Below are 25,713 nucleotides of genomic sequence, written 5' to 3' on the forward strand. Positions count from 1 at the left end.
TGCGTGCTCTTCCCTCAGAATGAATACTAAAAGTGTCAAAAGAAGTCGATTCATTACTATTCCGGTCGAGACCGCTGTGGTAGAATTTAGAAAATAAGCTTGCGCAGCCGGAGGGATTATAGGAAGCATGGGGATCATGAGGAATAGAGTTATGGCCGCGATCAGATTTCTTTTTCCTGAATACCAGCTCGTTGAATTGGTCAGAGAGAAAGGATTCATCGCAAAGAAGAAAGCCCCTCCTGCACGCGCATTCAATAAAATGCCAGTGCAGCAGCCTCTTTATGAGGAACCGAGACCGGAAAGTAATTCTGTTATGTATACAGAGAAGAATTACCAGCGAGTGGAAAACGGCTATAAGGTACAGGAACGGAAATCTCTGTCTCCCGAGGAGTTGGATCATCAGTTCCGGGAAGTGGAGAGAAGCCTGAAACAGAAAGTGATCGGGCAACAAGCGTTTATCGAAGATTTGGTTGCGGGATATAAAGAAGGATATATGAACGAACAGCCCAATAAAGCAAGAAATGTCATTCTGCTCGCGGGAGCACCGGGGACAGGCAAGAAAACGGCTTTGGAATGGTTAGTCAGAGAGATGTATACATACGGGCTGGCCGACTGGCCGCAAATAACGGAGATTGATCTAAAGCGCTACGAGGCGGATGAGATATCGGGGAATTTTATCAACGATATGGCTGCGGCTTTCCAGGACCCGGAAGGAACCGTGCTGTTTCGGGGAATCAAGGAAGCGGACCCGGCAATCGTCAACCTGGTCTCCCGTCTTGCCGCGGAAGGCAGCTTCCGAACCAAAGAAGGGGTTCGCATTAGTGCGGCGGACTATTTCCTTCTATTCTATATCGATGAACCTGTGGAAAGAGGGAACGATTACGGGCAGCTTTCTCCAGAGCTGGAAAGACATTTACCCGTTTCTATTCTGCAGACGGCTCGAACGGCCGCAATCTCTTCTTTGCTAGATCGGGAGACGATGAGGCGGATCGCCGAAGAATTGCTGGGACAAGCGGTAGAAGAGCTGACCAGGGGGATGAAGACAAAGCTTGTCATTCATCCTTCTGTTTATGAGGCTTTAGCCGAGATGGCGGAAACGAACAAAACATTCGGCGAGGCCGTTCAGCATTGGATCGAAACGGAGCTTACGCTCGCATTATCCGGTTTGCGGGCCCGGAACGAGATCGGGGCACACGAAACGGTACGTATCCGGTTTAAAGACGATTCCTTTTTCATCGAATCCAATACGCTTGAAGTTCCTATTAAAGCGCGGTCGTTCGCTCGTCAGGAGACGATTGACGATGTTTTGAACGAGCTAAACGGGTTAACGGGCCTGGAGTCCGTAAAAACGTTTGTCCATGAGCTAATCGAGACGGTTCAGGTCAACAAGTTAAGGGGCAGGGAAGGCGAAAATGCGATGGCGATGTCTCTCCATATGGTGTTCACGGGCAATCCCGGAACGGGGAAAACGACAGTCGCCCGCCTTATCGGCCGGATCCTGAAAGCATTGGGGCTGCTCCCGCAAGGCCAACTGATCGAAGTGACAAGGCAGGAGCTCGTAGGGCAATATGTCGGCTCAACGGCTCCGAAAACGATGGCCAAGGTTACCGAGGCATTGGGAGGCGTATTGTTCATCGACGAAGCTTATACGCTCGCTCGCCATGATCACGATACGTTCGGCGTCGAAGCGATCGACACCATTGTTAAAGCAATGGAGGATCATCGGGACAATCTGGTAGTTGTTCTGGCAGGATACACGCAAGAGATGGAAACCTTCCTGCGGTCGAATCCCGGCTTGCGGTCTAGGTTCCCGTTCATCGTGGAATTCCCGGACTATAAAGCGGCGGATATGCTGGATATCATGATCGCGATGGCGAATAAGAACGGTTTTCAAATCGAGGCAGCAGCCAATGAAGGTTTACTGGAGCTGTTCGAGCAAAAGCAAATACCGGGCCGAAATGACAGCGGCAACGGCCGGCTTGTCCGTAATTTATTCGAAGAGGCGGTACGCAAGCAGGCGACTCGGATAAGAGGAAAGAAGTCCGAGAGACCAAGCGAAGGCGACTTGCAGTTATTAATCCGAGCGGACTTTGGAATCGGAGAAAAAGAAGCATTCAATATCGAGAATGAGCTTGCCGGTATCGTGGGGCTGGAGAAAGTCAAAGTATTCGTCCGAACCTTGGAGAAGCAACTGATCGTGGACCGAAGGCGTAAAGAAGCCGGCATTCAGGTCGATACGGGGCAGACGCTCAATATGATTTTTTCGGGAAATCCCGGTACGGGCAAGACAATGATGGCGCGGCTGCTGGCCGGAATGCTCCGTTCAATGGGATATTTGAAAAAAGGACATTTGATTGAGGTGGATCGATCCGATCTTGTGGCGGAGTACGTAGGCCAGACGGCTAATAAGACCAAGCTGGTTGTCGAATCGGCTCTTGGCGGCGTGCTCTTTATCGATGAAGCCTATGCCCTTGCTCAGGATGGCGTGCAGGGTGGAGGCTTCGGCAAAGAGGCGATCGACACGCTCGTACGCCTCATTGAGCTTCACAAAGATAATTTGGTCGTCATTTTGGCTGGTTACACGGAAGATATGATCCGGTTCGCCCAAGTCAATCCGGGTATATCCTCGAGATTTCCGCTTCAGATCGAATTTCCCGATTACACGCCTACGGAGATGCAGCAAATCGCCTCTGTTATGGTGAAGGCGCGCGGATTTGTTCTGGCTTCAGAGGTTTCGGATTCGCTCGTTCCTTATTTTAACGAGAAACAAATACCCGGGAAAAAGGACGGAGGCAATGCCCGGCTTGTCCGGAATACGCTGGAGCAAGCGATTCGCAAGCAGGCCGAACGGTTGGCGGATCGCCCCGATATTGCGGCGGAGAAGTTAAATGAGCTCATTGCGGAGGACTTTGGACTGTCGGCGGATGCAGCGTCTTCCGGCAATTCGGCGAACGCTCTGGAAGCGCTGGATTCCGTAGTCGGTCTATCCTCGGTCAAGGAATTTGTAAGGAGCCTTTCCGCACAAATCGAGGTGGCAAAGCGACGTGAAGAGATGGGACTCCCGAAGGCTTCCGCGCAGGCGCTTCATTTGGTGTTTAAAGGAAACCCGGGAACCGGCAAAACGACGATTGCCCGCATACTGGCCAAACGTTTCAATGAACTGGGCGTGATCAAGGCCGACACCTTGGTAGAAACCGATCGTTCCGGTCTGGTTGCCGGTTATGTAGGACAAACCGCACTGAAGACCAAAGAGGTTGTCGATCGCGCGCTCGGCGGGGTTTTGTTTGTGGACGAGGCCTATTCATTGGCGGAAGGCGATCAGTTCGGACAAGAAGCGATCGACACCCTCGTCAAAGCCATGGACGATTACCGCGACAGGCTCATCGTGATATTAGCCGGCTACGACGAAGATATGGAGCGGTTTCTGAACAGCAATGCCGGACTCCGTTCTCGGTTCCCCAATATCATTGCTTTCCCCGATTATACGGCGGAAGAAATGCTGCAAATATCGCATTTGATAGCAAAGGGACAAGGCTATGCGATCACCCGAGAGGCCGAAATCGCATTGCGCTCCATTCTGGAGACCTATGCGGGGGATATTACGGCAGGCAATGGACGACTGGTCCGAAATTTGGTCGAGAAGGCGATTAGAAGCCATGCTTTGCGCATAAGCGGCAAGGCCAACGCTACGGCAGAAGAGCTCTCTACCTTAAACGCTGAAGACTTTGAATGATAGATGGAGGTGATGTCATGAACGTCCTGAAGTGGTTTTTCATTATTCTGTTGTATCCGATCATGTTCGTAATGATGGTTTTAACGCTTATTATGCCCTTCATGGCGTACGACGATCTCAAGAATGTTCTCACGTACGAGGTTCCGTCCAGTGGCAGCACCCTTACTATGGTAGGCTTTTGCAGCTTCTTCATTTATCTGGCCATGAAAAGCAAATGGCTGGGAATGCCTTATCGTAAAATTACGATCCTGCTTCCGATGCTGCAAATGATTATCTACACCAGCCTGGCTCTGGCGATAGGCGGCACGATTCTTAATAAGTGGGCCGACCAGGCAATGTTTTCCAAGGGTACAGCCATTGCGCTTGCCCTGCTTGCTTTTGTGGCCATCCGATTGTTCTTGTCGTTCCTGTATTGGAAGAACCCGATTGCTCAGCGGAAAAGCCAATAGATGAAAAGGGAGGAGAAGCAGAGTGGATTCTTACCGACAAAACAAAAAAAAGCCGCGGTCCTACGCTCGAAACGAAGTGGAGTCCCGACCAACCGAGACCGAAGACGCTTCCTTGGAATATTCCGAGGAAGCCGCCAGCCAGCCATCATCCGCTGTCAAGATAAAAGACAAACATCGATTCTGGATCGGATTTACGGCGCTGATTACAATAGGATTAGCCTTTTTTACGCACACTTCCACCGGCCGCGTTGATGATGTCAAGTCAAATGGGATCGGCAAAGGAATGGAAGCGGGCATCCGGCTGGCCGCTTCGGATGATTCGGCGAATCTTATGGCCAGAGACTTCGAAATCGAGATGAAGACAAATGGGAAAACCAAGACCAGCCGCATGCTGATTTGGGATTTCGCCGCGGAAGACGGCGATGTCGTGACGATAAAAGTTGACGGAAATATCCTGCAATCGAACATAGGCATTATGAACAAGCCGGTGGCGATTGACGTTCCGATTCCCAGCGTGGTCGAAATTGTCGGGATCAAGGATGGCGGCGGCGGGATTACATACGGGGTTAAGTTCCCGGGAGCCGTTAAAAACAGCGCTTATTTCAATGCGGCGCCGGTAAATTCCTCTAACGCCTATAAGCTAACCGGCCAGTAGGAGGGGCTAGCACCTGCTTGGAATTATACATATATGTGCTAAAGGCACCTGAGAGGGTGCCTTTCAATTTACCTCTTACCCCCGGGCCATCGCATTCGCGAGGGCATCCGGAAAGTATTTCCCCGCAAAGCGCAAAAATTTGGAGAAGCCCGGAACGATCCTCTTCTTGTTGTGCTCCATTCCCTGGATCCCATGCTTCACGAGCGTATTCAGGCTCATGCTGGGAATGCCGCCGCCGCCATGCACGTCCGATTGAAGATTGGTTTCCGCAACGAGGGGCGGAACAAGCTCCATAACATGAATGTTTTTGCCCGATTTCTTGAGTTGGATTCGCAGCGCGTCGGTAAACATATGCACTCCTGCTTTTGTAGCCGAATAAACGGGATGAAGGGGCGAAGTGACGTAGGAGAGACCGGAGCTTACGGTTACGATCATGGCCTCGTCTTGTCGGGCCAATTGCGGGAGCAGCGCTTCCGTCATCCAGATGGTCCCGTTTAAGTTCGTTGCAACCTCTGCGGTCGTTCGCTCCAAGTCGAGAGTATCGTCCATCAATTCGAATGCTCGCATAATACCTGCCGAGTTGAACAAGATCGAGGTTTCCGGGTAGCGGTCACGAATGATTGCGGCCATTTCACGAACGGAGTTCGCATCGGAGACGTCGCCTTGCAGCCCGATGAGTCCCTTATGTTTGGTTGTCGCTTGATCGAGGGTTGCTTGATTCCGACCGATGACGATGACATTATTGCCGCGGTTCAATAAGTTCAAGGCGAATGCAAGGCCGATGCCCGAAGTGCCGCCCGTAACGACGATTGTGCGATTTGAAAGCTTCATGAAAAAATCACTCCCTTTAAGTTACGTTTTTTTAATTTTGTAACTTGAGCTTACAAGGAGAAGTTACAAAAGTCAACAGTTGTAACCGAGGGTTGCAAAACGTATAATAAATCCATGAAAAATCTAAGCAGAGAACTCATTTTGGAAACCGCGCATCGAATGGTCGTCGAACAAGGGATGGAGAAAGTGAATCTGTCTAAAGTCGGCTCTGAGCTGGGGACGACTCACGCTGCGATCTACAAGTATTTTTCGGGTAAAGAAGAGCTGTGGACCGAGCTTGCGTTGTCGTGGCTGGACCGCGAACTGTCGAGCATTTTTCCATTTGATACGGACAAATACTCGTCAACGAAGGACAGCGTGCACGACTGGCTATGGATATTAAGTCGATCGAAATATGAAGCTTATATGCGCGAGCCGGAGATGTTTAAGCTGTATACGGCCTATATCGATAGGAATCCGGCGGTACTTGCTCGGCACATCGGCGATCTGGTGGGCAGCTTAAGGGCAGCGAGCGGCATTGAGGACGTTGGGCGTCTGCAAGCTATTTTGCTGGCTTTTTCTTATTTCTCCGCGCCGGCTTATGCAGACAATTGGCTGCGGATTGACTTCAAAGCAGAGTTCGAAGCGGTCTGGAAGCTGATCGAAGCGGGGATTGCGGGATAGTCGCATCATTAAGAAGAACTCAAACAAAGACGACACCCCCCCGGTCATCGGGACAGGTGTCGTCTTTGCGCGTTGCGCGATTCTGGATCTTCTAGGAGAAGTGCGGGTAGCTGCTCAAGTAATCTAGCGAGCCGCCGTAAGAATATTTGATAAGATACGTGCCTTGCGTAAACGTAGTATTGAAATTAATGGTATAGCTGACGGTCGTCGGATTGCTGAAGATGTTCGACCGGCTGCTCTCGACCAGCGTCTGCGTGCCGTTCTCGACGCGGTAGACATCCGCGAAGATGACCCCGGCGCCCATCGAACCGCTGAAGGATGCCGTTCCGGTAATCGTCAGAGTTCCCTGTCCCGTAATGGTATCCGTTGAGGAGAGCGGGGTTGGATCGGCGCTTGCGGCCGAAGCGAACATAAGCAGCATCACGACAGATAGCATGAGTACGACTAACTTCTTCGACTTCATTAATATCCCTCCTTTCGCACGTGAAATGGCAGAAGGGTATCATGATTCAAGAATGTCGGCTTGCTTCCAAGGGCTTGTACCCTTCTGCCGCCAGTATAACATGACGTACCAATAAATGGAATCTATATTTTGATCGTTTTACCTCATATTTGGAAAAAATCGAGGTCCGTAGAGAAGTTGTAGCGTTTTGCGAGGAGCTTGTAGAGGTATAGGGCAAATCAAAGTGAAATGTAATAAGTAACGACAAATTTCAAAAATTTTTTTTTGGGATGTAGAAATCGGAATTTTCGATACGACATCATAATGAAACCAAATTCCAATAAAGTTAAAGGAGGAGTTTTTGCATGAGTTACACATTGATGTTTTACGAGAGTCAGGAGGACTTCGCGGCCAGAACGGACCCAGCTAGGCAGCAAGAATACTTGGCGGGCTGGATGCATTATGCGCATGCTCTGCGGGAAGCCGGAATCGTGGTGTTCGGTTCTGGTCTTTACGCGCCGGAGACAGCGGCCACGATGAAGCGCCGAGGCGGCGAGATGGCGGTTCAGGACGGTCCGTTTCCGGAGACGAAGGAGCAGCTCGGCGGGATATTCGTCATTGACGTGCCGGACCTGGATACGGCATTGGAGTGGGCTGCCCGAGGGCCGGTCGATACGGTCGAGGTCAGACAGAACCTTCCGGCGTTAAAGTAATCGATCGATGGAAACGTATCGGGTCATTGAAACGACGGCGCGAGATGCTTATGGAAAATTACTGTCGTATTTAGCCGTGAATTGGCGGGATCTGCAGGCCGTTGAGGATGCGATCGGAGACGCTTTTCTCGCTGCGCTGGAGACTTGGCCGAAGGTCGGCGTTCCGGACGTTCCTGAAGCATGGCTGATTACGGCTGCCCGTAGAAGGCTTATCGACCGCGCCCGACGGGCCCGCATCTCCGAAAGCGCGCTGCCGACGCTCCTTGTCATGTCCGAGGATGCGCAGCGCCTGACTTCTTCAAGCGACGCCTTTCCGGACGAACGGCTTAGAATGATGTTTCTTTGTACGGACCCGGCCATTGATCCCGTGATGCGCACGCCGCTTATGCTGCAGACGGTGCTTGGAATCGATGCCGCTCGGATTGCGTCCGCCTTCATCATCAAGCCCTCCGCCATGAGCCAGCGTCTGACTCGGATAAAGGCCAAAATCCGCGCCGAACGCCTCGTTTTTGAGATGCCTGATGACGAAGAAATCCCGGATCGCCTCGACTCCGTTCTGGAGGCCATTTACGCCGCTTACGGAAGCGGGTGGGACGAGGCGGCAGTCGTCGATTCTCCTCGCGGGAGATTGGCGAAGGAGGCCATTTATTTGGGAAGGCTGCTTCTCCCGTTCGCTCCCCGCGAGCCGGAGGTATACGGCCTGCTGGCGCTCATGCTCCACTGCGAGGCTCGCCGCGAAGCTAGACAGGATGAAAAGGGGAACTATGTTCCCCTCTCCGAACAAGATTGCACGCGATGGGACCAGAGTTTGACCATGGAAGCGGAGCGTTATCTGTATATGGCCTCGCGGGCAGGGAGGATCGGTCGCTTTCAACTCATGGCCGCGATTCAGTCGGTGCATGCCCAACGTTCAAGCTCCGGGCGAATCGAGTGGAAGGCGATCGCACAGTTATACGAGGGCCTCATTCGAATGCACCCGACTCTCGGGGCGTTGGTCGGTCGAGCCGCCGCCGTCGCGGAGGCTTATGGAACGGAACGCGGCATGGTTTTGCTGGAAGCCATTCCTTCTACGGAAGTGGTTAACTATCAGCCTTATTGGGCGCTTGCCGGTCATTTGTACAAGCAGATGAATCGCAAGGAAGAGGCTCTTTCCGCTTATAGCCATGCTATAGGACTAAGCACGGATGCTTCGGTTCGGCAATTTCTAAGCCGCCAAGCTTCCGAGATGGAAATGCGGCAGCGATAAAGGATTTCCGGAGGCACCGAACCGAATCGATGGCCAGTAGGGGGATGCTCGAAGCTGGTAAATAGGAATCGCCACGCTTTCAAGCCGGATAGCCGAGGTTCTTACGGACATACAGTCCGTTAAAACATCGAGATGGCCTCTTAGAAATTTTAACGGACATAGGAAACCTTTAGATAGCCAGAAACCTCTTTTTAAAGGCCATTTCCGACGGCTAACGGACTGCATGTCCGTTACATCTCCAAGGGGCGATAAATCAGCGTTTAAGAGTCACCGATGTCCGTTAGCCATCCTGGGCATGAGAGTCACCCTATGATTTTCACGAAAGTCTGAGGCACCCCATTAAGTGCCTTTTCACTTGCCGTTGCGGCCAGCGGGGAGAGAACAAGGAGTCTCGGCTGGAGCTACCTCCATCCGCCGATAGTCTAGCCTTAACCAAGGCATGGAGCTGACGACGCTCGGCCTCGAGCTGGAGCATGTCACGCGCTACTTGCGGCTGCAGCAGGTGAGCTGCGAAGGGCTGTTCGATTATGAGATTCGCCGGCAGCCGGCCGAACCCGGCGTACGCCGAAGGATCGCGGCCGCAGGTACGGCCATCATGGGCATGCTCGTGGAATTCGAAGCCGGCGCGGAGGGCGCCGTGCATGCTCATCCTCACGAGCAGCTGACGTATGTCGCGAAGGGCGAGCTGGTCCTCCGGATCGGGGATTCCGAGCGCCAAGTCTCGGCGGGGGATACCGTCTACATTCCCTCCGATACGCCGCACGGAGTCCGGGCGGTGACGCCCGCACGCTGTTCGACGGTCTCTCTTTAAGCTTCTCTAAATAATATCCTTGCGCTCGATATTGCGGAACGAGGCGTAAGCGATAATCGCTCCGATCCACGACAGGGTGATGGGGATGGCGACTATCGAGTTAAGCGAGAAGTCGTTCGCACTGCCGCAGACGATAAAGACGATCAGGATGGACGCGACGACCGTCGCCGACGTGGAATACTTCCTCATGCCGAAGAACAGCGGAATCAGGCTCATGAAGCTGGCCGCAAGGGCGTTCATGAGAATGGAGAGAGCTTGCCGGCCGACAATGTCCTTCGTCAGCGTCTCGTGCACGAACTCGCGAGAATGGTTGACGGCCAGCATGAGGAGGCCGACGACCAGTTCGGTGAGCACGATGGAGAGGAACGTGAACGAGAAAACGACGATTAGCTTCGCGATCATCAGCTTCTTGCGGTTGATCGGGTACGTGAACAAGACGGAGATCGATTTGGTCCTGTATTCCTCAATGATGAAGCGAGCAAGCAGGACCGCGGCGAATACGATGAAAGTCCCTCTTGTTAAAAGGTCGATCACGCTGAACAACTGTTCGTAGCTGGCAAGCCCCTCGCTTTCCGTCGGGTCGAAGGAGATCAAGCAGATCAAACCGAAAATGCAAGCCATCGCGATAAAAGCTCCGATAACGTAGCCGGTGATCTTGTATTTTCTCAGCTCGAGTTGGATTAGCTTAAGCACTCTGCTCGCCCCCGTTCAATAAGCCGAGGAAGTACTCTTCCAGAGAGCTGTTCTTCTGATGGATCGCCTCTACCGCCACGTCGTTCATGATGAGAGTTTTGTTCACTTGCGGCAGCGGAGTAGAGAGGTCATAAACCCGAATCGTCCTGCTACCGATGACGCGAACATTTGAGATGCCCAGATGATGAGAGAGAACGTAGGCCGCTTTCACGCAATCGTCGGTCTGGAATTCGATATACTCGGCATTCGTCACGCGGACCTGCTCGAGAGAGACTTCCTTGATCAGCCTGCCGTGGTTGATGACCCCGATCGTGTTCGCCACTTGCTCGATCTCCGCGAGAAGATGGCTGGAGATGAGAATGGAGATCCCGTATTCTTGGGAGAGGATGTGCAACAGCTGCCGGATCTCCTTGATGCCGATCGGATCCAGACCGTTAATCGGCTCATCCAGGATCAGCAATTCCGGCTTCGTCGTAATCGCCCTCGCGATGCCCAGCCGCTGCTTCATCCCGAGCGAGAAGTCCTTGACCGGCTTGCCGTCGATGCCGCGCAGTTGAACCAATTCCAGCGCCTCGTCGATCGCTTTCTTGTTGTAATAGCCCATGTATTCGCAATGAAGCTCCAGGTTGTCCCGGGCCGTCAGTTTGTCGTAGAAAATGGGGTATTCGATAATCGAGCCTATTCTTCCCAGCAGGGCGTACGAGGTTGGAGTCAGCTTCTCGCCGAACAATTCGATCTCTCCGGACGTCGGCTTGACGAGATTGGTCAGCATTTTCATAATCGTGGTCTTGCCGGCTCCGTTAGGTCCGAGAAATCCGTAGATTTCTCCTTTTTTGACCCTCATGCTTACCTCGGATACCGATTCTTTGCCCTTGAACGTCTTGGATAACCGATGCGTTTGCAGGACGTAAGTCATGGCTATTCTTCCTTTCCTTCCGTTGTTACGATAATCATAACGGACGAAATGGCGCATTTTCCTTACTCGTTCCTTACGAGTTTCTTAAGTTGAGCTTCTTTAACCGCACCGAGAAAACCGTCCGCTCATGAGGCTTGCTGTTCAGCTCGATCGATCCTCCCATGGCTTCGGCAAGCCTTCGGGCGATCGTAAGGCCAAGACCGCTTCCCTGAACCTTCTTATTCCTGGAGTCGTCCAGCGTGTATAATCGTTCGAATACGAGTCCCTGATGCGCGGCTTCGATTCCTTTTCCCCGATCCCACACCTCCACAAGAACGGACGCGTCTTCCTCTCTCAGCGTCAGACCGATGACTCCTCCGTCTGCTCCGTAACGCAGCGCGTTGGAGATCAGGTTGTCCATGATCCGTTTCAAGGCCCCTTTATTGCCGAGCGCATATAGCTCCTTCGGAGGAATATCGAGGAATACCTCGAGCCCGCGGCTTTCGATCTGCTCATGGAACTGAAGAATGCTTTGCCTGCAGGATTCGCTTACGTTGATACGGCTCAAAGGGATATCCACGTCCCCGGATTCGAGCTTCGCCAAGTCGAAGAACGTATCGATCAAGCGGATTGCTTCTTGCGTCTTGCCGAACAGCTTGGCCAATAGGTCGTTCCGCTCGGCTTCCTCGATAGGAGGTCGCAAATGCAGCGTCTCCGCGTAGCCGAGAACGACCGTCAGCGGCGTCCGGAGATCGTGCGAGACGTTCGCGAGCATTCGGCGGGAGGCGATCCGGGTCCTCTCGTGCTCGGCCGACGCTCTCAGATGGCTGTCGAGCAGCTGATTGATCTCGGTCATGAGCGCTTGAAGCTCGGAATCCCGGGTCATGTGGAGAAGCTTCTCTCCCGAGCGTCTCTCCTTAATCTGCTCCAGCTTGCCGCGAACCTGCCGCAGCTCCGAGGTTCTCCGGGCATTCGATCGGATACGCGAGACGAGGAGGCCGGCGAGAATAACGATAACGCCAAGAAGGAGGACGTTCACTTCATCCGCCCTCCCATTTGTAGCCGATTCCCCATAAGGTCTTGATATAAGCCGGACGGGAGGGATCCTCTTCGATCTTCTCCCTTAACCTCCTGATATGAACGTTGATGACGTTCTCGTCCCCCATGTAGTCGTCGTTCCAAATGAGGCCGTAGAGCTGGGATTTGGTGAAAACCCGGTTTTTGTTCGTGGCAAAAAGCTTTAGAATTTCAAACTCTTTGGCGGTTAGCCGTACTTCTTGGCCTTTTTTCTTAACGGAAAAGTTCTCCAAATCCAACTCGAGCTCCCCAATGCTCATGGACGGATCCGTCTGCCGTTCCGCGCTGGAATACACCGTCGCTCTTCGAATGGCCGCCTTCATCCTTGCGGACAGCTCGATCGTCGAGAAAGGCTTCTGAATATAGTCGTCCGCCCCGAAACCGAGACCTAGCGCCTTATCGACGTCCCCGTCCTTGGCCGACATGATGAGAATCGGCACGTTGCTTTTCTCTCGGATCCTGCGAATGACTTCCATGCCATCGAGCCTCGGCAGCATCAGATCGACCAAGACCAGGTCGTAGTCCCTGCCCGAGAACAATGCCAAGCCCTCGATGCCATCCGTCGCTTCGTCGATCAGAAAGCCTTCGCGGCCAAGAGCGCTGCGAAGCATCTCGAGGATAGCAGGGTCATCTTCTATGATTAAGATGCGATGCGTTCCGGACATAATTCACCCGCCATTTTCCACATATTCTTGTTCCATCATATCAGAAATGAGGCTTAGCTTCTTAACGATGACTCAAAAGTCTTGTTGACAAATGAATGAACGGTTCATACAATAATAATAAATGAACCATTCATTCAATAAACGGAGGGAGAATTCCAAATGAGCGGAATTCATCAAGCGGACGGTCAGAACGTAAAAGGGAAATATGCGGTGATTACGGGCGCCACGAGCGGGATCGGGTTGGCGGCTGCGCAAGAGTTAGCCGCGAGAGGGGCGAATTTGGGCATCGTTGCGCGCAATGCGGCCAAAGCGAACGAGGTCGCGGCCAAACTGCGGGCGTCCTTCGGCAATTCGATTACGGTCGACGTCTTCATCGCCGACATGTCCTCCCAGCGATCCATCCGCCGCGCGGCAAACGAGATATTAGCGAAGTGCCCGAGGATCGATATTCTGATCAATAATGCGGGCGCCATGTTCGTTGACCATAAGACGACGGAGGACGGACTGGAGATGACCTGGGCGGTCAACCATATCGCGCCGTTCTTGTTAACCACAATGCTCCTTGATAAACTGATGTTAAGCGAACATGCCCGCGTCATTACGACGTCGTCCCACGGCCATAAGATGGCCGGGAAAGGCATCGGATTCGACGATTTGAACGGTAAGCGTCGGTTCGGGTTTTGGGGCAAAATGAAGGGCGGCCCTAACTTCCGATACGGCGAGACGAAGCTGGCGAACATTTTGTTTACCGCGGAGCTGGCGGAACGATTGCAAGGCACGAATGTCGACGCGTATTGCTTCGACCCCGGACTCGTCGCCACGAATTTCAATCGGGACAACGGATGGATGGCCCGGATGACGACGGCCGTCATGATGAGATTCGCCCGGACGCCCGAGAAGGGCGCGGAGACGCTTGTATGGCTGGCGGATACCGACGGCAAGAACCTGGAGAGCGGGCGTTACTATGCCGATAAGCAAATAGGGACGCTGTCGGCGCAAGCGAGCAACAGGGAAGCGGCGAAGAAGCTATGGGAAGTAAGCGAGGAGCAGATCCGTCTATCGCAGGCATAACCCGCGGGTCGACGCGCGCAAAGGAAGAAGGATAATCTATGCCAAGAATAGCAAGAGCGCAAGCCGAGCAGGCGTTCGACGAACGCAAAGACCAGATCAAGAAGGCGGCTCTTAAAATATTTGCGGAGAAAGGGCTCGCCGGCACGAAGATGAGCATGATCGCGGAGGAGGCCGGCATCAGCCAAGGTTTATCGTACCGCTATTTCCAATCCAAAGACGAGATCTTCGCGCTTCTCGTGGAAGAGGCGATCGAGGAATCCCGGAACGCCGTGCGGGATATCGGAAGTTTACCCGGTTCGCCTCTTGAGCAGCTAAGGGCGTTCACGCTGCGACTGCTGGATGAGAACCACAAGCACTATTTCCTGCTCGTTCAACAGGCGCAAACGTCGGAAGGCGTTCCGAGCCAGGCGAGGGAAGCGATCCAGCGGTATTCCCCCCAGGATACCATCGAGCAGATGATCCCGATTTTCGTCCGAGGGCAGCAAGAAGGACAATTCGCGGAGGGCGATGCCTACAAGCGATTGATCTTGTTTCTCTCGGTGGTTACCGGTCTTATGCTTCAAGATGCGAAGGCGATGGGAATGGATTGGACGCAGGAAGTCGATAGTCTGCTGAATATCTTGACGAAATAGCTGCCGCGGCAGCTATTTTCGCCCTTTCCGCCGATAAACTCGTTAAGCAGAACCGTATCATAGATAACGGCTCCATAACTCTCTCAAACGGCATATGCCTTCCTCTATCTTTTCCAACTCTATGCCTCCAAAGCCGATGATGAATTTCTTCTCTCCGCTTTGAGATTTATCATCGGAGTAGAACGGAGTGGCTGCCGCAACGCGAATCCCGTAAGGCCGTACCGCATCGACCATCTCTTGCTCCGATGCGGGAGTTCGGATCTTGAGAATGAGGTGCAGGCCTGCTTCCGCATTCATCACCTCGCCTACCCCCTGAAACTGAACCTCCAGCGTGTCGGCCAGCTTGCGATTTTTTTTGCGGTACAGATTCCGCATTCTGCGGACATGCTTCTCAAAGTGGCCTTGCTCCATAAATCGCTGAAGGGTGCGTTGATAGACCCGGGAAGATGACAGTTCGACCATCAATCTTCTTGTGATCTTGCGAAACGGCTCCAATAAGGCTTCCGGCAGAACCATGTAATGGATGCAAAGATCCGGCGCGAGAATTTGGGAGAAGCCCCCGACATAAATGACATTGGCGGACGAGCCGAGACCTTGCAGAGCGGGAATGGGCTGCCCATAGTAGCGGAGTTCTCCCCCATAGTCGTCTTCAATAATATAAGCGTGATTCTCCTTAGCCCATTCCAATAATTCCAACCTTTCATGGAACGGCATCACGCGCCCGCCGGGAAACTGATGGGAGGGGGATACGGCAACGATGCGGGCATCGGTGTTTCCGAGGCGCGATATCGAAATCCCTTTATCCGCTTCGGTTACGGGGAACAACTCGTACCCTTGCGCTTGAAACGCGTAAGGAATAAGAGGATAACACGGATTCTCCACGGCTATGCCGGGCGAGAGATCCTTCATCGTTATCGCGAGATAGTTCATGAGAAGATGCTGCTCCGCTCCGATGACAATCTGTTCCGGGCGGCAGACCACTCCGCGAAAACGATAAAGATAAGCCGCCAGCTCATTGCGCAAACCAGCTTCGCCTAGCGGATCCCCATAGTAGAGCAACTCCTTATATTCCTCAAGGAGCGTGTGATTCAGCAAGCGTCTCCAGGCGCGGAGCGGGAAGGAAATGAAATCGTTTTTGGACATATGAAAATCGTAAGAGTAAACGGGAGCGGCATCCTCGGGAGGGATAAAATTCAAGGACGAGAATGTAGAGTCGTTTAAAGCGAGTTTTCCATAAGAATCGGGCAGTTGCGTTATATAAAAACCGCGCCGCGGCCGGCTCTCCATAAAACCCTCGGCGATAAGTTGTTGATAAGCGGTTTCGACCGGCGTAGTGCTGATCGACAAATTCTTCGCCAGCGCGCGAATCGAGGGCAGACGATCGCTCGGGCGTAATTTGCCTCCGACGATGTCCCGTTTGATAGCCTCATATAGCGCAATATAGACGGGTAAATTGGAAGGGGATTGTAAATTTGGCGTGTATAGCATGTAGTCGCATCCATTCTGTCATCTGAAAAATTGCACAATCTGTATATTTTTAAGTATACAGATAATTGGTAAATTAGGATACAAATCAACACGAAGGGAGACGGGATCGAGAATGGCGCCCGTACGTTTTTTGGAAGGAAAACAGGTCTATTTAAGACCGATCGAGCTGGCCGACGCCGATTGGTATTTCGCTAATCTGTACGACAAGGACACAAGGAGACTCACCGGTACGCAAAAGCACTTTAGCCGGGAACAGATTGCCAAGTATATCGAAGGAAAGTCGCAGGACAGCTCGTCCGTGCTTCTGTTGATCGCAACTTGCGACGGCGATATACCGATCGGGGACATTGCCATCCAAGATATCGATACCATTAATCGCAATGCGAATATTCGCATTGCGATTAATAGCGGCAGTCATCAAGGCAAAGGGTATGGCACGGAGGCGCTGCGGCTCATGCTGGACTATGGCTTCGGCATCCTCAATCTTCACCGGATCGAGCTCAACGTATTTTCCTTTAACGAGCGTGCCGTGCATGTATACGAGAAAGTGGGTTTCAAGCGGGAAGGAGTTCAAAGAGAGGCACTTTTCTATGATCATAAATATTACGATTCGATTCTTATGAGTATTTTGGAAAGCGAGTATCGGTCTGGAGACATATCATGATTTAACGGCGTGCCCGAACCTTGTCCAGGGAGCAGAATAAGATAGGAGTCAACAATCCCTGACAGGAGGAATTTCTTTGGGCAATAAAGACATTCAAGGCTGTCCTGCCCCTCAGAACATCACGTTGGCTCAGCGCCTGAGGCCGGTCGTCGGCCGGACGGTAACCGTGTTCCAACCCGGGTTTCCACGGCTGACGAGAACGACAGGCAAGCTCTCCAATGTGACCCCGTCCTCTTTTACAGTGGGACGAACGGTCGTGGATACCCAAACCTCCTTCTTTATTGTCCTTAACGAGCCCGTTAGAAGAACAAAGCCATTTGAATTGACGGCCACCGCGGAAGACATCGGCGAGCTTCGCGGGAGGCTAATCCGTGTTGGAAGAAATTTTGTCGAGTTTATCAAGATGCCAGGCCGGAGGGTTCCTACTCTGTTTCCGTTAAATCTGTTCACGGGAGTCGTTTGCGAAAGCGAAGAGGAATAGGAACGGCGAATGACCCGCAAGAAGCGCGCATGAAGATAGAGCGCCTTCTTGCGGGTCGTTTCATTTGCATCAAGTATATTTACGGACTTCTCCGAAGCGACGTCCGGAATACACTAAGGTAACCTAATGGCACGACTTAGTTCAAGGACCATAAAGCCGGAACGTTCGGGGGTTCCCAACCGACCAGGGAGGTATGAGCTTGGATACAGGAGTATGCCTTGCCCCCGTAACTTACGATATCGCCGACCTTGTAGGCGACGTTTGGCGCCCAGGAAGTCGCTCCCGAGCCGGGATCGGTCGTCGCCTGGATCGATGCGCCGGCCGAGACATTGCCCGCCGAGTCGCGCGCCGTTACTATGAAGGTGTACGTCGTGCTTGCCGCGAGTCCGCTGATCGTGGCGGAAGGTCCAGTGACGGTGGTGCTGGTCGAGCCGTAGGCAACGGTGTAACCGGTGACCCCGACGTTGTCCGCGGAAGCGGTCCAACTCAGGCTGACGCTGGAGGAGGTCTTGCCCGTCACGGAGAGATTCGTCGGCGCCGAAGGCGGCGTCGTGTCGCCGGACGGCGCGTTCGTCGTCACCGTGAGCGGCGCGCTGGCAGCCGAGACGTTGCCCGCCGCATCATACGCCTTCACCGTGAAGGTATAGCTCGTGTTCGCGGTCAATCCGCTGATCGTCGTGCTGGTACCGGTCGCGTTCGAGGTGGAGGATCCATAGCTCACCGTATAGCCGGCGACGCCGACGTTATCGGTCGAAGCGTCCCAGGCAAGCGACACGCTGTTCGAGGTTTTGCCGGTGGAGCGCAGGTTGCCCGGTATGGACGGAGACGTCGTGTCTCCTCCTCCCTGGGAGGCTAAATCGCCCGCGAGCTTATTCAGCAGCGTCTTGTTGCGGTCGCCGCTAAACTCCCAAAACATCGCCCCGGCGAGGTTCTTCGTCTTGATATACGAGGCTTTGTACCCGATGGACTCCGCGTCGTCGTAAGTGATGTAGACGCCGCCCGACGGATTGTACAAGTAGGGAACCTTCGCCGTTTCATTCCAATAGCGCGTATATCCGTTCATATTGATGTAACGGGCCTGCAAGTCGCTGAAGTCGAACACGCCGGCTTCCCATGTACCTGCAGGCATGCCTGTGCAGTTCTGGTATTGTCCGTTGCCGGCCGGCGCGCATCCGCTCCATCCGCGTCCGTAGAACGGCACGCCCAAGACAAGCTTGCTTGCGGGAACGCCCGCATTCAGATGTCCCTGTACCCCGGCATCGTCGTTAAAGGTCGCCGCGTTCGGCACGCCGGCGGCACCCGCAGCCGGATCGTAGTATAGCGGAGCGTTGTGCGCGCTGATTTGCTGCCAACCGCCGTTGAAGTCGTAGGTCATGATGTTAATCCAGTCCACCGTAGCGGCGATCTGGCTCAGCTCCGTATTGTTCGCATACTGCGGGCTAGCCCCGGAAGCGATGGTCAGGAGGTAATGCTTGCCGTCCGCCGTCCCCGCCGCATCCAGCTTCTGGCGAATGGTCTGGAGCAGCAGGGTGAAATTGTGCTTATCCTCCGTTCGGTAGCTGTTGCCCGGCAACCCCCCTGAGACCGGATATTCCCAATCCAGGTCGACGCCGTCGAATTGATATTTGCGCAGGAAATCGACCGCCGAGTTCGCGAAATTATCGCGAGTGACCGCCGAAGCCGCAACGTCAGAGAACCGGTTCGACCAGCTCCAACCGCCAACGGAGATGATCGTTTTGAGATGGGGGTTCGCCTCCTTCAGCTTGATCAGCGCCCCGATGTTGCCTTTGATAGGCTTATCCCACGTGTCGCCCGCATGACTCTTCTGCGCGTCGATCCAAGGATCGCCCAGCACAATCGTTCCGTTCGGCACGTTAATCGTACCGACCTCGTCCTGGCAGCTCCAGGTTTGCGGATTCGGCGACGCCGGATCGGGATTGCCATGGATGCCATTCCAACAGATATCCGCGAAAGCATAATTGATGTGGGTAACCTTGGAGACGTCCATGTCTTCCACTTGATAATTCCGTCCGTATGCGGCCCATGCCGGGTAATAACCGACGACTTTATACGCGGACGCCGCCTGCGCCGTCTGAGATGCGAAAGACAAGGATGCAAACATGGACAAGATTAGACCGACTGCCAACGCAATGATGTTCACCCTTTGAAAAACCGTTATCCGCTTTGCCATTGTCAATGCCACCTCTCCCTCATTTTGAAATCGCTTGCAAAATGCGTGGGGTCGATTGCAATCATCACCTCCGGTCCGAATGGCACGACAAAACAGCCGCGGCCACCCCCGACTTCGAATGTGAATATTGATCCGGCGAAGAGTACAAATACTGTTGTATAGGTTCAATTTAAACCAAATTAGGGTGTAAAATTATCCAATGATGGGGTAAATTTGGTTAGCAGACATCGCGAAGAGTGTCAAGCACGGTGAAAGAGAGAGGGCCGGTCGGAGTTTCGATTGATTGCCAATAGCCGCACCGTAATGGACGACATCCCTATCGACACCACGCAAACGGCGGCAAAATGGAGCAGGCTGTTCGCGATAAACAGCCGTTCCAGTTTCAATGCCTCCGCCGCTCCGCGAACGAGCACGATGGCGATCGGGTGCAGGATATATATCCATACTCGCCACTCCCGGAACCTTTTGCTAGACCGGACCTTCCACTGCAGCGCCCAATGGAACAGGAAGTAAGCGGCTGGAATCGCGAAAACATACATGCTGTCATGCCGCGGAGCTCCTGCCGCGTGCAGAAGCGTTCCCTCGACGACCATCATTCCGAGTGAACCCGCGAACAAAGCCGCATTGGCGAACGGCGTTCTTGTCGGAGGCTTCTGCTTGGCTGCCCAAGCCCCGATCGTTAGAAATATTGGGGCATAGAACAGCCCGTTGCGCGTGTAATCGAACACAGCGAACATGCCCTCGTACAGGCGAGCGATCCCTTCGGCCTCTTGGACGATTCCAAAGTAGCTATCCCCAAGCAGCCCCACGATGTACAAGAAACCCGCCGCAGCCAGCATGGCTTTCATAGACATTCTCCGATACATAATGACCGTTATGCTCAGGCCCGCGATTAACGCCGGCAAATACCACAGATGATAGAAAGTGCCGTCGAACACGATGTCCTTGATCAAGGAATAAGCCGTGAAGGAATCGGAGAAATAACCCGTATACAAGTTCAGCGGAACGTATAGCAAAATGGCAATCGCATATAACTTGCAGGTTTTTAGCAGGTAGCCGCGCAGCACCTGTCGATCCGTCAACGGGTCCCTTGTCAGCCTGCGGAAAATGAAAAATCCGGTCGTCATGAAAAAGACAGGAACGGCAATACGGGTAAGCAAGTTGCTCAGGAGAAAATCGGCGGCGGCGCTGTAAGATAGAAACGGGCTGGTATGATTGGCGACGACCAGCAAGGCGGCAGCGAATTTGAGCCAATCGAGTCCGTTGAAATTCGGTCTAGACATGAGTGCGACTGCCTTTGACCAGAACCGCGGTGACAATGAACCCATCCCTGTTATTTCCCGATAAATAGTATCGATCGCATTCTATAAGGGGAATGGCCGTAGAAGTCCCCGCCTCCGCCGCTACATAGTAAATTTCCGTGAATGACCGCTCATTCTCGAATACAAGATGGTCGTTTTCGAAGGTGCGGCTTTCAAGCCGATCGATATATTCCTCCAGGCACCAATCGTTCTGTTCCATGATCTCGGCATGCGGATAGCCGACATAACGGAAATGCCACGGCTCGCAAGAAATTCGAGTAATGGATTCCTTGCCTTCCTTATAGCGTTGAATGAACCCATGCCGGGCGGCAAGCTGCTTAAAGCGCTTATAGACGCCGCTGTCGGGGAATGCCGGCGCGATGAAATCCACGTCCTTGTTCCGCTTGCCGACGTCGATGGCCAGCCCGGTCTGATGCTCGCTCCGATCGGGCAATGCGACATAGCGTGCGGTGTATTCGGCTCCGTTATCGGCCAATGAGGATTCATAAATCTTTTCTTGCTCTAATTTGGTCCGATAGCCGCTGACGGCGATAATCTCGTTCATCCCCTGACAAGCCTCAAGCAGAATCGCCAAATTCCGCAAGCAGGTCTTATCTAGCAGCATTCCATCGTGCAGAGTATGGATAGTCGGGATCGAGCTAAGCGGCAGCAATCGGTCGGAAGAAATCGTCTGCCGAATGGGGTGCTCGGGATTGATTAAGACCAGATGTCCTTGGTGGATCTCGGAATTAGCCGTTTGAACGGAGGAGTACGTCAAACGACGGCCTGTTTGAATTCGTTCCGTCGGATTTGGTTGTCCCATCTCGCGTGTACCTCCTCGGTATCGGTATATGTTCTTGCAACTCTGGGGCCAAGCGAAGCGGATATTTCCTGCGCCACGTTTCCGATATGGGCGGCAAGCTCCGCAAACGTAATGCGCTGCTCTCCCTGAAGCCCGATCAAGGTCACTAGAGCACCGTCCGCGCACGGTCCCGGAAGCTTGATCATCAGCTGGTCCATGCAGATTTTGCCGACGATAGGGGCGCGCTGACCTTCGATCAGCACCTCCGTGCCTTGCATCCGCTGCGTCCAGCCGTCGGCATAGCCGATCGGTACCGTTCCGATCCATTCGTCCTCGTCGGCCCGGTACGAATTGCCGTAGCCGAGATAGTCCCCTTTGGCCAGCTTCTTCACGTGGATCAGACGGCTATGAAGGCTTAAAGCCGGCTCCAGCTTGACGGATCGAACGAGCTGCTCCGGATAAAAGCCGTACATCGCCGCTCCGATCCGAACCATATCCATCGCCAGATGGGGAAACCTCAGCGCCGCGGCGCTGCCCGCGCAATGATAATGCCGGATCGTCAAGCCGGACGAACGTCCCCATTCCTTCATCTCGGCGAACCGCGCGGTCTGCCGCTCCAGAAAGGCGGTGTCCGCTTGCCCTGCCGTCGCGAAATGCGTGTAGAAGCCGTCTACCTCGACATCCTCCGCTCTAAGCCACGGAACAAGCTCGTCCCATTCCCTTTTTGTCCGAATGCCGATCCGCCCGAGCCCCGTATCCATTTTCACATGAATCCGCAGCTTTCCCGCCGAGGCGAAAGGCTTATAGACACGAACATCGGCAAGCCATTTGGCGCTTGCGACGGTTAAGCTCAAGTCGAGCTTCAGCGCCAATGGCGTCAGTTCCGGCCGTATGGGGGTCAAGACGAGGATGGGCAGCTTCATGCCGGCATCGCGCAGCCGGATGGCTTCCTCCAGATAGGCGACCGCCAAATAATCCGCTCCCGCCTGTTCGGCCGCCGCGGCCGACTCGATGTCGCCGTGCCCGTAGCCGTTCGCCTTCACGACGGCCATCAGCTTGACCGAATCCGGCAGCGACTTGCGGATGTTCAGCATATTCTCGCGTATGCGGCTTAAACTAATTTCGGCCCACGTGTCGCTTAATAGTCCATCCACCTTGATCACCTCGTATAGCGAATCGTTTGTTTGGCTTCATGACGAGCAACGGCATGACCGATCAACTTCTCGATCAGCTCGGAATAGGACGTTCCGTCGGTACGTTCCCACATGACCGGATACATGCTGAAATTCGTAAATCCGGGCAAAGCGTTGATTTCGTTCAGATACAACTCGCCTTCCCCGTCAAGGAAGAAGTCGACGCGGGCGAGGCCCTCGCAGCCATGGGCTTGATAGGCCAGAACGGCCAGTTCCCGGATTCGCGAAGTCAAGCCGTCCGCCAGCTTGGCGGGAATCGACATCGTAAGCCGCTTGTCCATGTACTTGGATTCGTAATCGAAGAAAATATGGTCATGGATGAATTCGCCGGGCAGTGAGGCTAGAGGCCTTTCATTGCCGAGGACGGCCACCTGAATTTCCCTGCCATTCACTTCGCGCTCGATGACGAGCTTCTTATCGTAGGCGAACGCCTCCAGAATACCGGTGAGGAGTTCTCCACGGTTCGTGCATCTGCTGATGCCGATACTGGAGCCGAGGGAGGCTGGCTTCACGTAACACGGATATCCAATAGAATTCTCAACATCATGCAGAATCGCCGCTTTCTCCGCTCTCCACTCCTCGAATCGGCACACCCGATATTCCGTCTGTCGAATGCCGGCTTGGGCCAAGATCTGCTTCGACATCGCCTTGTCCAAGGTAAGCGCGGACGACAGCACGCCGTTCCCGACGTACGGAACGTTCAGCAGCTCCAGCAGTCCTTGTACCGTGCCGTCCTCCCCATTAGAGCCGTGCAGCAGCGGCAAAACGACTTTCGGACCGGGCAAAGCCATCATGCCCGACAGGACATCTCCGATTGACCGGGCCGGATCGCGAAACGCGGGAATCGCCATTAACCGTTCGACCGATAATCCCTCCTTGGAAAGTTGTCCGGGCGAGCACCACAAGCCGTCGCGCGTAATGTAAACGGGATAAGCCTCGAATCGGCTTTCGTCAATGGAATGAAGGACCGTAACTGCTGTTTTTAACGACACTTCGTGTTCGACGGATTTGCCGCCGTATAGAACGTATAGCTTTGTTTTCATATGTTGGCCCCCCAGGTAGAAATCTTTGTCCGATGCTTTATCTCCAAGATAACGCGCAAGGCCTGGGAAGTTCGTAAATCAACATAAAGGAAACCTTAAGTTTTTCTTATTTGTGGATGCGAGCGGTCGGTTGGGAAGGCGATTTCTGATAAACTAAAGCCACACTAACGAGACGGGGAGATCCCATGAATTCCATTCGAATATTGATTGCTGACGACGATCCTGAAATCGCCCAACTGATCAAAATCTATTTGACCAACGAAGGATATCAGGTGCTTACGGCAAGCAACGGCCGCGAAGCCATGGATTTGATCTCCAAGGAATCCATTCAACTGATTATCCTCGACGTCATGATGCCGGAGATGGACGGCCTGGAGGTTGTGCGGGCGGTGCGAGCGGAGCACGGGATTCCGATTCTGATGCTGAGCGCCAAAGCCGAAGATATGGATAAGATCATGGGGCTGACGACCGGAGCGGACGACTATATGGTCAAGCCGTTTAATGCCCTCGAGCTGCTTGCCAGGGTGAAGTCGCTGCTCCGCAGGTCTATGTATTTGAATGCGCAGATCCAACCGGCACAGGATCAAGACGAAATTCAGATCCATTCTCTGAATATAAGCAAGAAATCGCATACGGTTACGGCGGAGGGCCGGAACGTCAATTTGACGTCGACGGAGTTCGATATTTTGTACCTGCTGGCAAGCCATCCCGGACAGGTGTTTAGCGCGGAGGCCATATTCGAAGCGGTGTGGAAGGACAAATTCCTGGAGTCCACCAACACCGTCATGGTTCATATCAGCAAGCTGCGCGATAAATTGGAGAGCGAGCTGGGCGGCGTCAAGCTGATCCAGACCGTATGGGGAGTAGGGTATAAAATTGAACAGTAAACCTTGGAAAAGCCTTCGTTTCAAAATGCTGAATTTGTTCGGCTTAAGCGCGTTGGCTTCCGTCCTAACGGCCGGATTCCTTGTCTTGATCGCGATCGCAGCGTACAAGACCGATTTTCCTTACCTCGCCTCGCTCATGCAGTTGATGAGGGATGAGATCGGCATTCCGGTCTTGTTCACTTCAGCCTGCCTTGTCTTTTTTATTTTCTATTTGTTCGTTCTCAGCCGTTCGACCATTCAATACCTGATGGAAATCTCGAAGGGGATTGAAAGGATCGCCGCGGGGAATTTCGATTACCGCTTTCCGATTCGGGGGGACGACGAGCTTGGGGTATTGGCGGCAAATATCAATGCCATGACGGCACGGCTGAAGCAGTCTATCGAGGAGGAACGGCGCGCCGAGCGGACGAAGGTCGAGTTGGTTACGAATGTGTCCCATGATTTGCGCACGCCGCTGACATCCATCGTCGGGTATTTAGGGCTGATCGAAGAGGACCGTTACCGGGATGAAGTGGAGCTGAGGCATTACGTTCGAATCGCTTACGAGAAAACGATGCACCTGAAAACGATGATTGATGATTTATTCGAATTCACGAGGACGACGAGCGGCGGAATTGGGCTTCGGCTGGCGCGGATCGATCTCGCCCGGATGCTCGGGCAATTGGCGGCCCAATACCGTTTGCAATTCGAACAGGCGGAGATGGAGTGCCTCTTGTCTCTCCCCGATCATTCGATCTTCGTCGACGCGGACGGGGACAAGCTTGTCCGAGTGTTCGAGAACTTGATCGTCAACGCGATTAAGTACGGCAAGGATGGCAGGCGGATCGATATCGCCGTATGGAGCGACTCTGAACAAGCTGCCGTCGAGATCGGGAATTACGGCGAGCCTTTGCCGGCATCCATTATTCCATTATTATTCGAACGGTTTTATCGCGGCGAGCAATCCCGTTCGCGGAATACGGGCGGCTCGGGACTCGGCCTCGCGATTGCCAAGAACATCGTTGAGCTGCATAACGGAGCGATCTCCGCAGCGAGCGACCAAGGGAGAACCTCGTTTACGGTGAAGCTTCCGCTTGCGAAATAGCGG

General features: G+C 53.5%; 25 protein-coding genes. 13 read left to right on the forward strand and 12 right to left on the reverse strand.

The annotated features are described in order from the left end of the window. Positions 1–151: 151 nt before the first annotated feature. The 3 genes from H7B67_RS08695 to H7B67_RS08705 are packed head-to-tail and all read left to right on the forward strand — an operon-like array spanning position 152 to position 4,837. Entirely contained in the window at positions 152–3,733 is a 3,582-nt protein-coding gene (locus tag H7B67_RS08695) for an AAA family ATPase (protein ID WP_245363187.1), read from the forward strand. 17 nt (positions 3,734–3,750) lie between these two features. Beyond that, the gene (locus H7B67_RS08700; protein WP_185119417.1) at positions 3,751–4,182 is read left to right on the forward strand and encodes a hypothetical protein; all 432 of its coding nucleotides are present in this window, start codon (positions 3,751–3,753) and stop codon (positions 4,180–4,182) included. A gap of 22 nt (positions 4,183–4,204) precedes the next feature. Further along, complete coding sequence (locus H7B67_RS08705; protein WP_185119418.1) at positions 4,205–4,837, forward strand: hypothetical protein; 633 nt, start codon at positions 4,205–4,207, stop codon at positions 4,835–4,837. Between the two features lie 75 nt (positions 4,838–4,912). On the opposite strand, the gene H7B67_RS08710 is transcribed toward H7B67_RS08705, so the two are convergent. Then, complete coding sequence (locus H7B67_RS08710; protein ID WP_185119419.1) at positions 4,913–5,668, reverse strand: SDR family oxidoreductase; 756 nt, start codon at positions 5,666–5,668, stop codon at positions 4,913–4,915. 141 nt (positions 5,669–5,809) lie between these two features. Here H7B67_RS08710 and H7B67_RS08715 point away from each other — a divergent pair, with 141 nt between their 5' ends. Next, the gene (locus H7B67_RS08715) at positions 5,810–6,331 is read left to right on the forward strand and encodes a TetR/AcrR family transcriptional regulator (RefSeq protein ID WP_246476034.1); all 522 of its coding nucleotides are present in this window, start codon (positions 5,810–5,812) and stop codon (positions 6,329–6,331) included. 91 nt (positions 6,332–6,422) lie between these two features. Here the strand turns inward: H7B67_RS08715 and H7B67_RS08720 are convergent, their stop codons facing one another. Next, complete coding sequence (locus tag H7B67_RS08720; protein WP_185119421.1) at positions 6,423–6,794, reverse strand: hypothetical protein; 372 nt, start codon at positions 6,792–6,794, stop codon at positions 6,423–6,425. A gap of 344 nt (positions 6,795–7,138) precedes the next feature. Between H7B67_RS08720 and H7B67_RS08725 the strand changes: the two genes are divergently transcribed. From H7B67_RS08725 to H7B67_RS08735, 3 genes are all read left to right on the forward strand, one after another. Next, positions 7,139–7,486, forward strand: coding sequence for a YciI family protein (locus H7B67_RS08725; RefSeq protein ID WP_185119422.1), 348 nt, complete (start codon positions 7,139–7,141; stop codon positions 7,484–7,486). A 7-nt stretch (positions 7,487–7,493) separates the two neighbouring features. After that, on the forward strand, positions 7,494–8,732 hold the full coding sequence (locus H7B67_RS08730; protein ID WP_185119423.1) for an RNA polymerase sigma factor: 1,239 nt from the start codon (positions 7,494–7,496) through the stop codon (positions 8,730–8,732). Positions 8,733–9,171: 439 nt separating this feature from the next. Continuing rightward, positions 9,172–9,543, forward strand: a complete 372-nt coding sequence (locus tag H7B67_RS08735) for a cupin domain-containing protein (RefSeq protein WP_185119424.1) — start codon at positions 9,172–9,174, stop codon at positions 9,541–9,543. Between the two features lie 6 nt (positions 9,544–9,549). On the opposite strand, the gene H7B67_RS08740 is transcribed toward H7B67_RS08735, so the two are convergent. The 4 genes from H7B67_RS08740 to H7B67_RS08755 form a co-directional block, all read right to left on the reverse strand. Beyond that, on the reverse strand, positions 9,550–10,236 hold the full coding sequence (locus tag H7B67_RS08740; RefSeq protein WP_185119425.1) for an ABC transporter permease: 687 nt from the start codon (positions 10,234–10,236) through the stop codon (positions 9,550–9,552). Beyond that, complete coding sequence (locus H7B67_RS08745; RefSeq protein ID WP_185119426.1) at positions 10,229–11,152, reverse strand: ABC transporter ATP-binding protein; 924 nt, start codon at positions 11,150–11,152, stop codon at positions 10,229–10,231. The genes H7B67_RS08740 and H7B67_RS08745 overlap by 8 nt, the downstream gene beginning before the upstream one ends. A gap of 73 nt (positions 11,153–11,225) precedes the next feature. Further along, a complete protein-coding gene (locus H7B67_RS08750; protein WP_185119427.1) occupies positions 11,226–12,170 on the reverse strand; it encodes an ATP-binding protein in 945 nt (314 codons plus the stop codon). Position 12,171: 1 nt separating this feature from the next. Next, a complete protein-coding gene (locus H7B67_RS08755; protein ID WP_185119428.1) occupies positions 12,172–12,873 on the reverse strand; it encodes a response regulator transcription factor in 702 nt (233 codons plus the stop codon). Positions 12,874–13,032: 159 nt separating this feature from the next. Here H7B67_RS08755 and H7B67_RS08760 point away from each other — a divergent pair, with 159 nt between their 5' ends. Beyond that, a complete protein-coding gene (locus H7B67_RS08760) occupies positions 13,033–13,944 on the forward strand; it encodes an SDR family oxidoreductase (RefSeq protein ID WP_185119429.1) in 912 nt (303 codons plus the stop codon). Between the two features lie 38 nt (positions 13,945–13,982). Then, the gene (locus H7B67_RS08765) at positions 13,983–14,576 is read left to right on the forward strand and encodes a TetR/AcrR family transcriptional regulator (protein ID WP_185119430.1); all 594 of its coding nucleotides are present in this window, start codon (positions 13,983–13,985) and stop codon (positions 14,574–14,576) included. A 57-nt stretch (positions 14,577–14,633) separates the two neighbouring features. On the opposite strand, the gene pdxR is transcribed toward H7B67_RS08765, so the two are convergent. Beyond that, positions 14,634–16,064, reverse strand: a complete 1,431-nt coding sequence (gene pdxR, locus H7B67_RS08770) for a MocR-like pyridoxine biosynthesis transcription factor PdxR (RefSeq protein WP_185119431.1) — start codon at positions 16,062–16,064, stop codon at positions 14,634–14,636. Positions 16,065–16,176: 112 nt separating this feature from the next. Here pdxR and H7B67_RS08775 point away from each other — a divergent pair, with 112 nt between their 5' ends. Then, on the forward strand, positions 16,177–16,728 hold the full coding sequence (locus tag H7B67_RS08775) for a GNAT family N-acetyltransferase (protein WP_185119432.1): 552 nt from the start codon (positions 16,177–16,179) through the stop codon (positions 16,726–16,728). A 76-nt stretch (positions 16,729–16,804) separates the two neighbouring features. After that, positions 16,805–17,209: a hypothetical protein gene (locus H7B67_RS08780; RefSeq protein ID WP_185119433.1), complete on the forward strand. Its 405-nt coding sequence runs from the start codon at positions 16,805–16,807 to the stop codon at positions 17,207–17,209. Positions 17,210–17,345: 136 nt separating this feature from the next. Here the strand turns inward: H7B67_RS08780 and H7B67_RS08785 are convergent, their stop codons facing one another. From H7B67_RS08785 to H7B67_RS08805, 5 genes are all read right to left on the reverse strand, one after another. Continuing rightward, positions 17,346–19,400, reverse strand: coding sequence for a glycosyl hydrolase family 18 protein (locus H7B67_RS08785; RefSeq protein WP_185119434.1), 2,055 nt, complete (start codon positions 19,398–19,400; stop codon positions 17,346–17,348). A 239-nt stretch (positions 19,401–19,639) separates the two neighbouring features. After that, positions 19,640–20,683, reverse strand: coding sequence for an acyltransferase (locus tag H7B67_RS08790; RefSeq protein WP_185119435.1), 1,044 nt, complete (start codon positions 20,681–20,683; stop codon positions 19,640–19,642). Beyond that, positions 20,676–21,524 carry a D-alanyl-D-alanine carboxypeptidase family protein gene (locus tag H7B67_RS08795; protein ID WP_185119436.1) on the reverse strand — a complete coding sequence of 283 codons (849 nt, stop codon included), beginning with the start codon at positions 21,522–21,524 and terminating at the stop codon, positions 20,676–20,678. Before H7B67_RS08795 ends, H7B67_RS08790 begins: the two co-directional genes overlap by 8 nt. Beyond that, positions 21,476–22,657, reverse strand: coding sequence for an alanine racemase (alr, locus tag H7B67_RS08800; protein WP_342592380.1), 1,182 nt, complete (start codon positions 22,655–22,657; stop codon positions 21,476–21,478). Before alr ends, H7B67_RS08795 begins: the two co-directional genes overlap by 49 nt. A gap of 5 nt (positions 22,658–22,662) precedes the next feature. After that, on the reverse strand, positions 22,663–23,739 hold the full coding sequence (locus H7B67_RS08805; protein WP_185119437.1) for a D-alanine--D-alanine ligase family protein: 1,077 nt from the start codon (positions 23,737–23,739) through the stop codon (positions 22,663–22,665). 185 nt (positions 23,740–23,924) lie between these two features. Between H7B67_RS08805 and H7B67_RS08810 the strand changes: the two genes are divergently transcribed. Both H7B67_RS08810 and H7B67_RS08815 read left to right on the forward strand, forming a co-directional pair. After that, on the forward strand, positions 23,925–24,626 hold the full coding sequence (locus H7B67_RS08810) for a response regulator transcription factor (protein WP_185119438.1): 702 nt from the start codon (positions 23,925–23,927) through the stop codon (positions 24,624–24,626). Beyond that, positions 24,616–25,710 (forward strand): sensor histidine kinase, encoded by a 1,095-nt coding sequence (locus H7B67_RS08815; RefSeq protein WP_185119439.1) that lies wholly within the window; start codon positions 24,616–24,618, stop codon positions 25,708–25,710. Before H7B67_RS08810 ends, H7B67_RS08815 begins: the two co-directional genes overlap by 11 nt. Positions 25,711–25,713: the final 3 nt, after the last annotated feature.

The sequence above is a fragment of the Cohnella thailandensis genome, assembly GCF_014212135.1.
GTDB lineage: Bacteria > Bacillota > Bacilli > Paenibacillales > Paenibacillaceae > Cohnella > Cohnella thailandensis.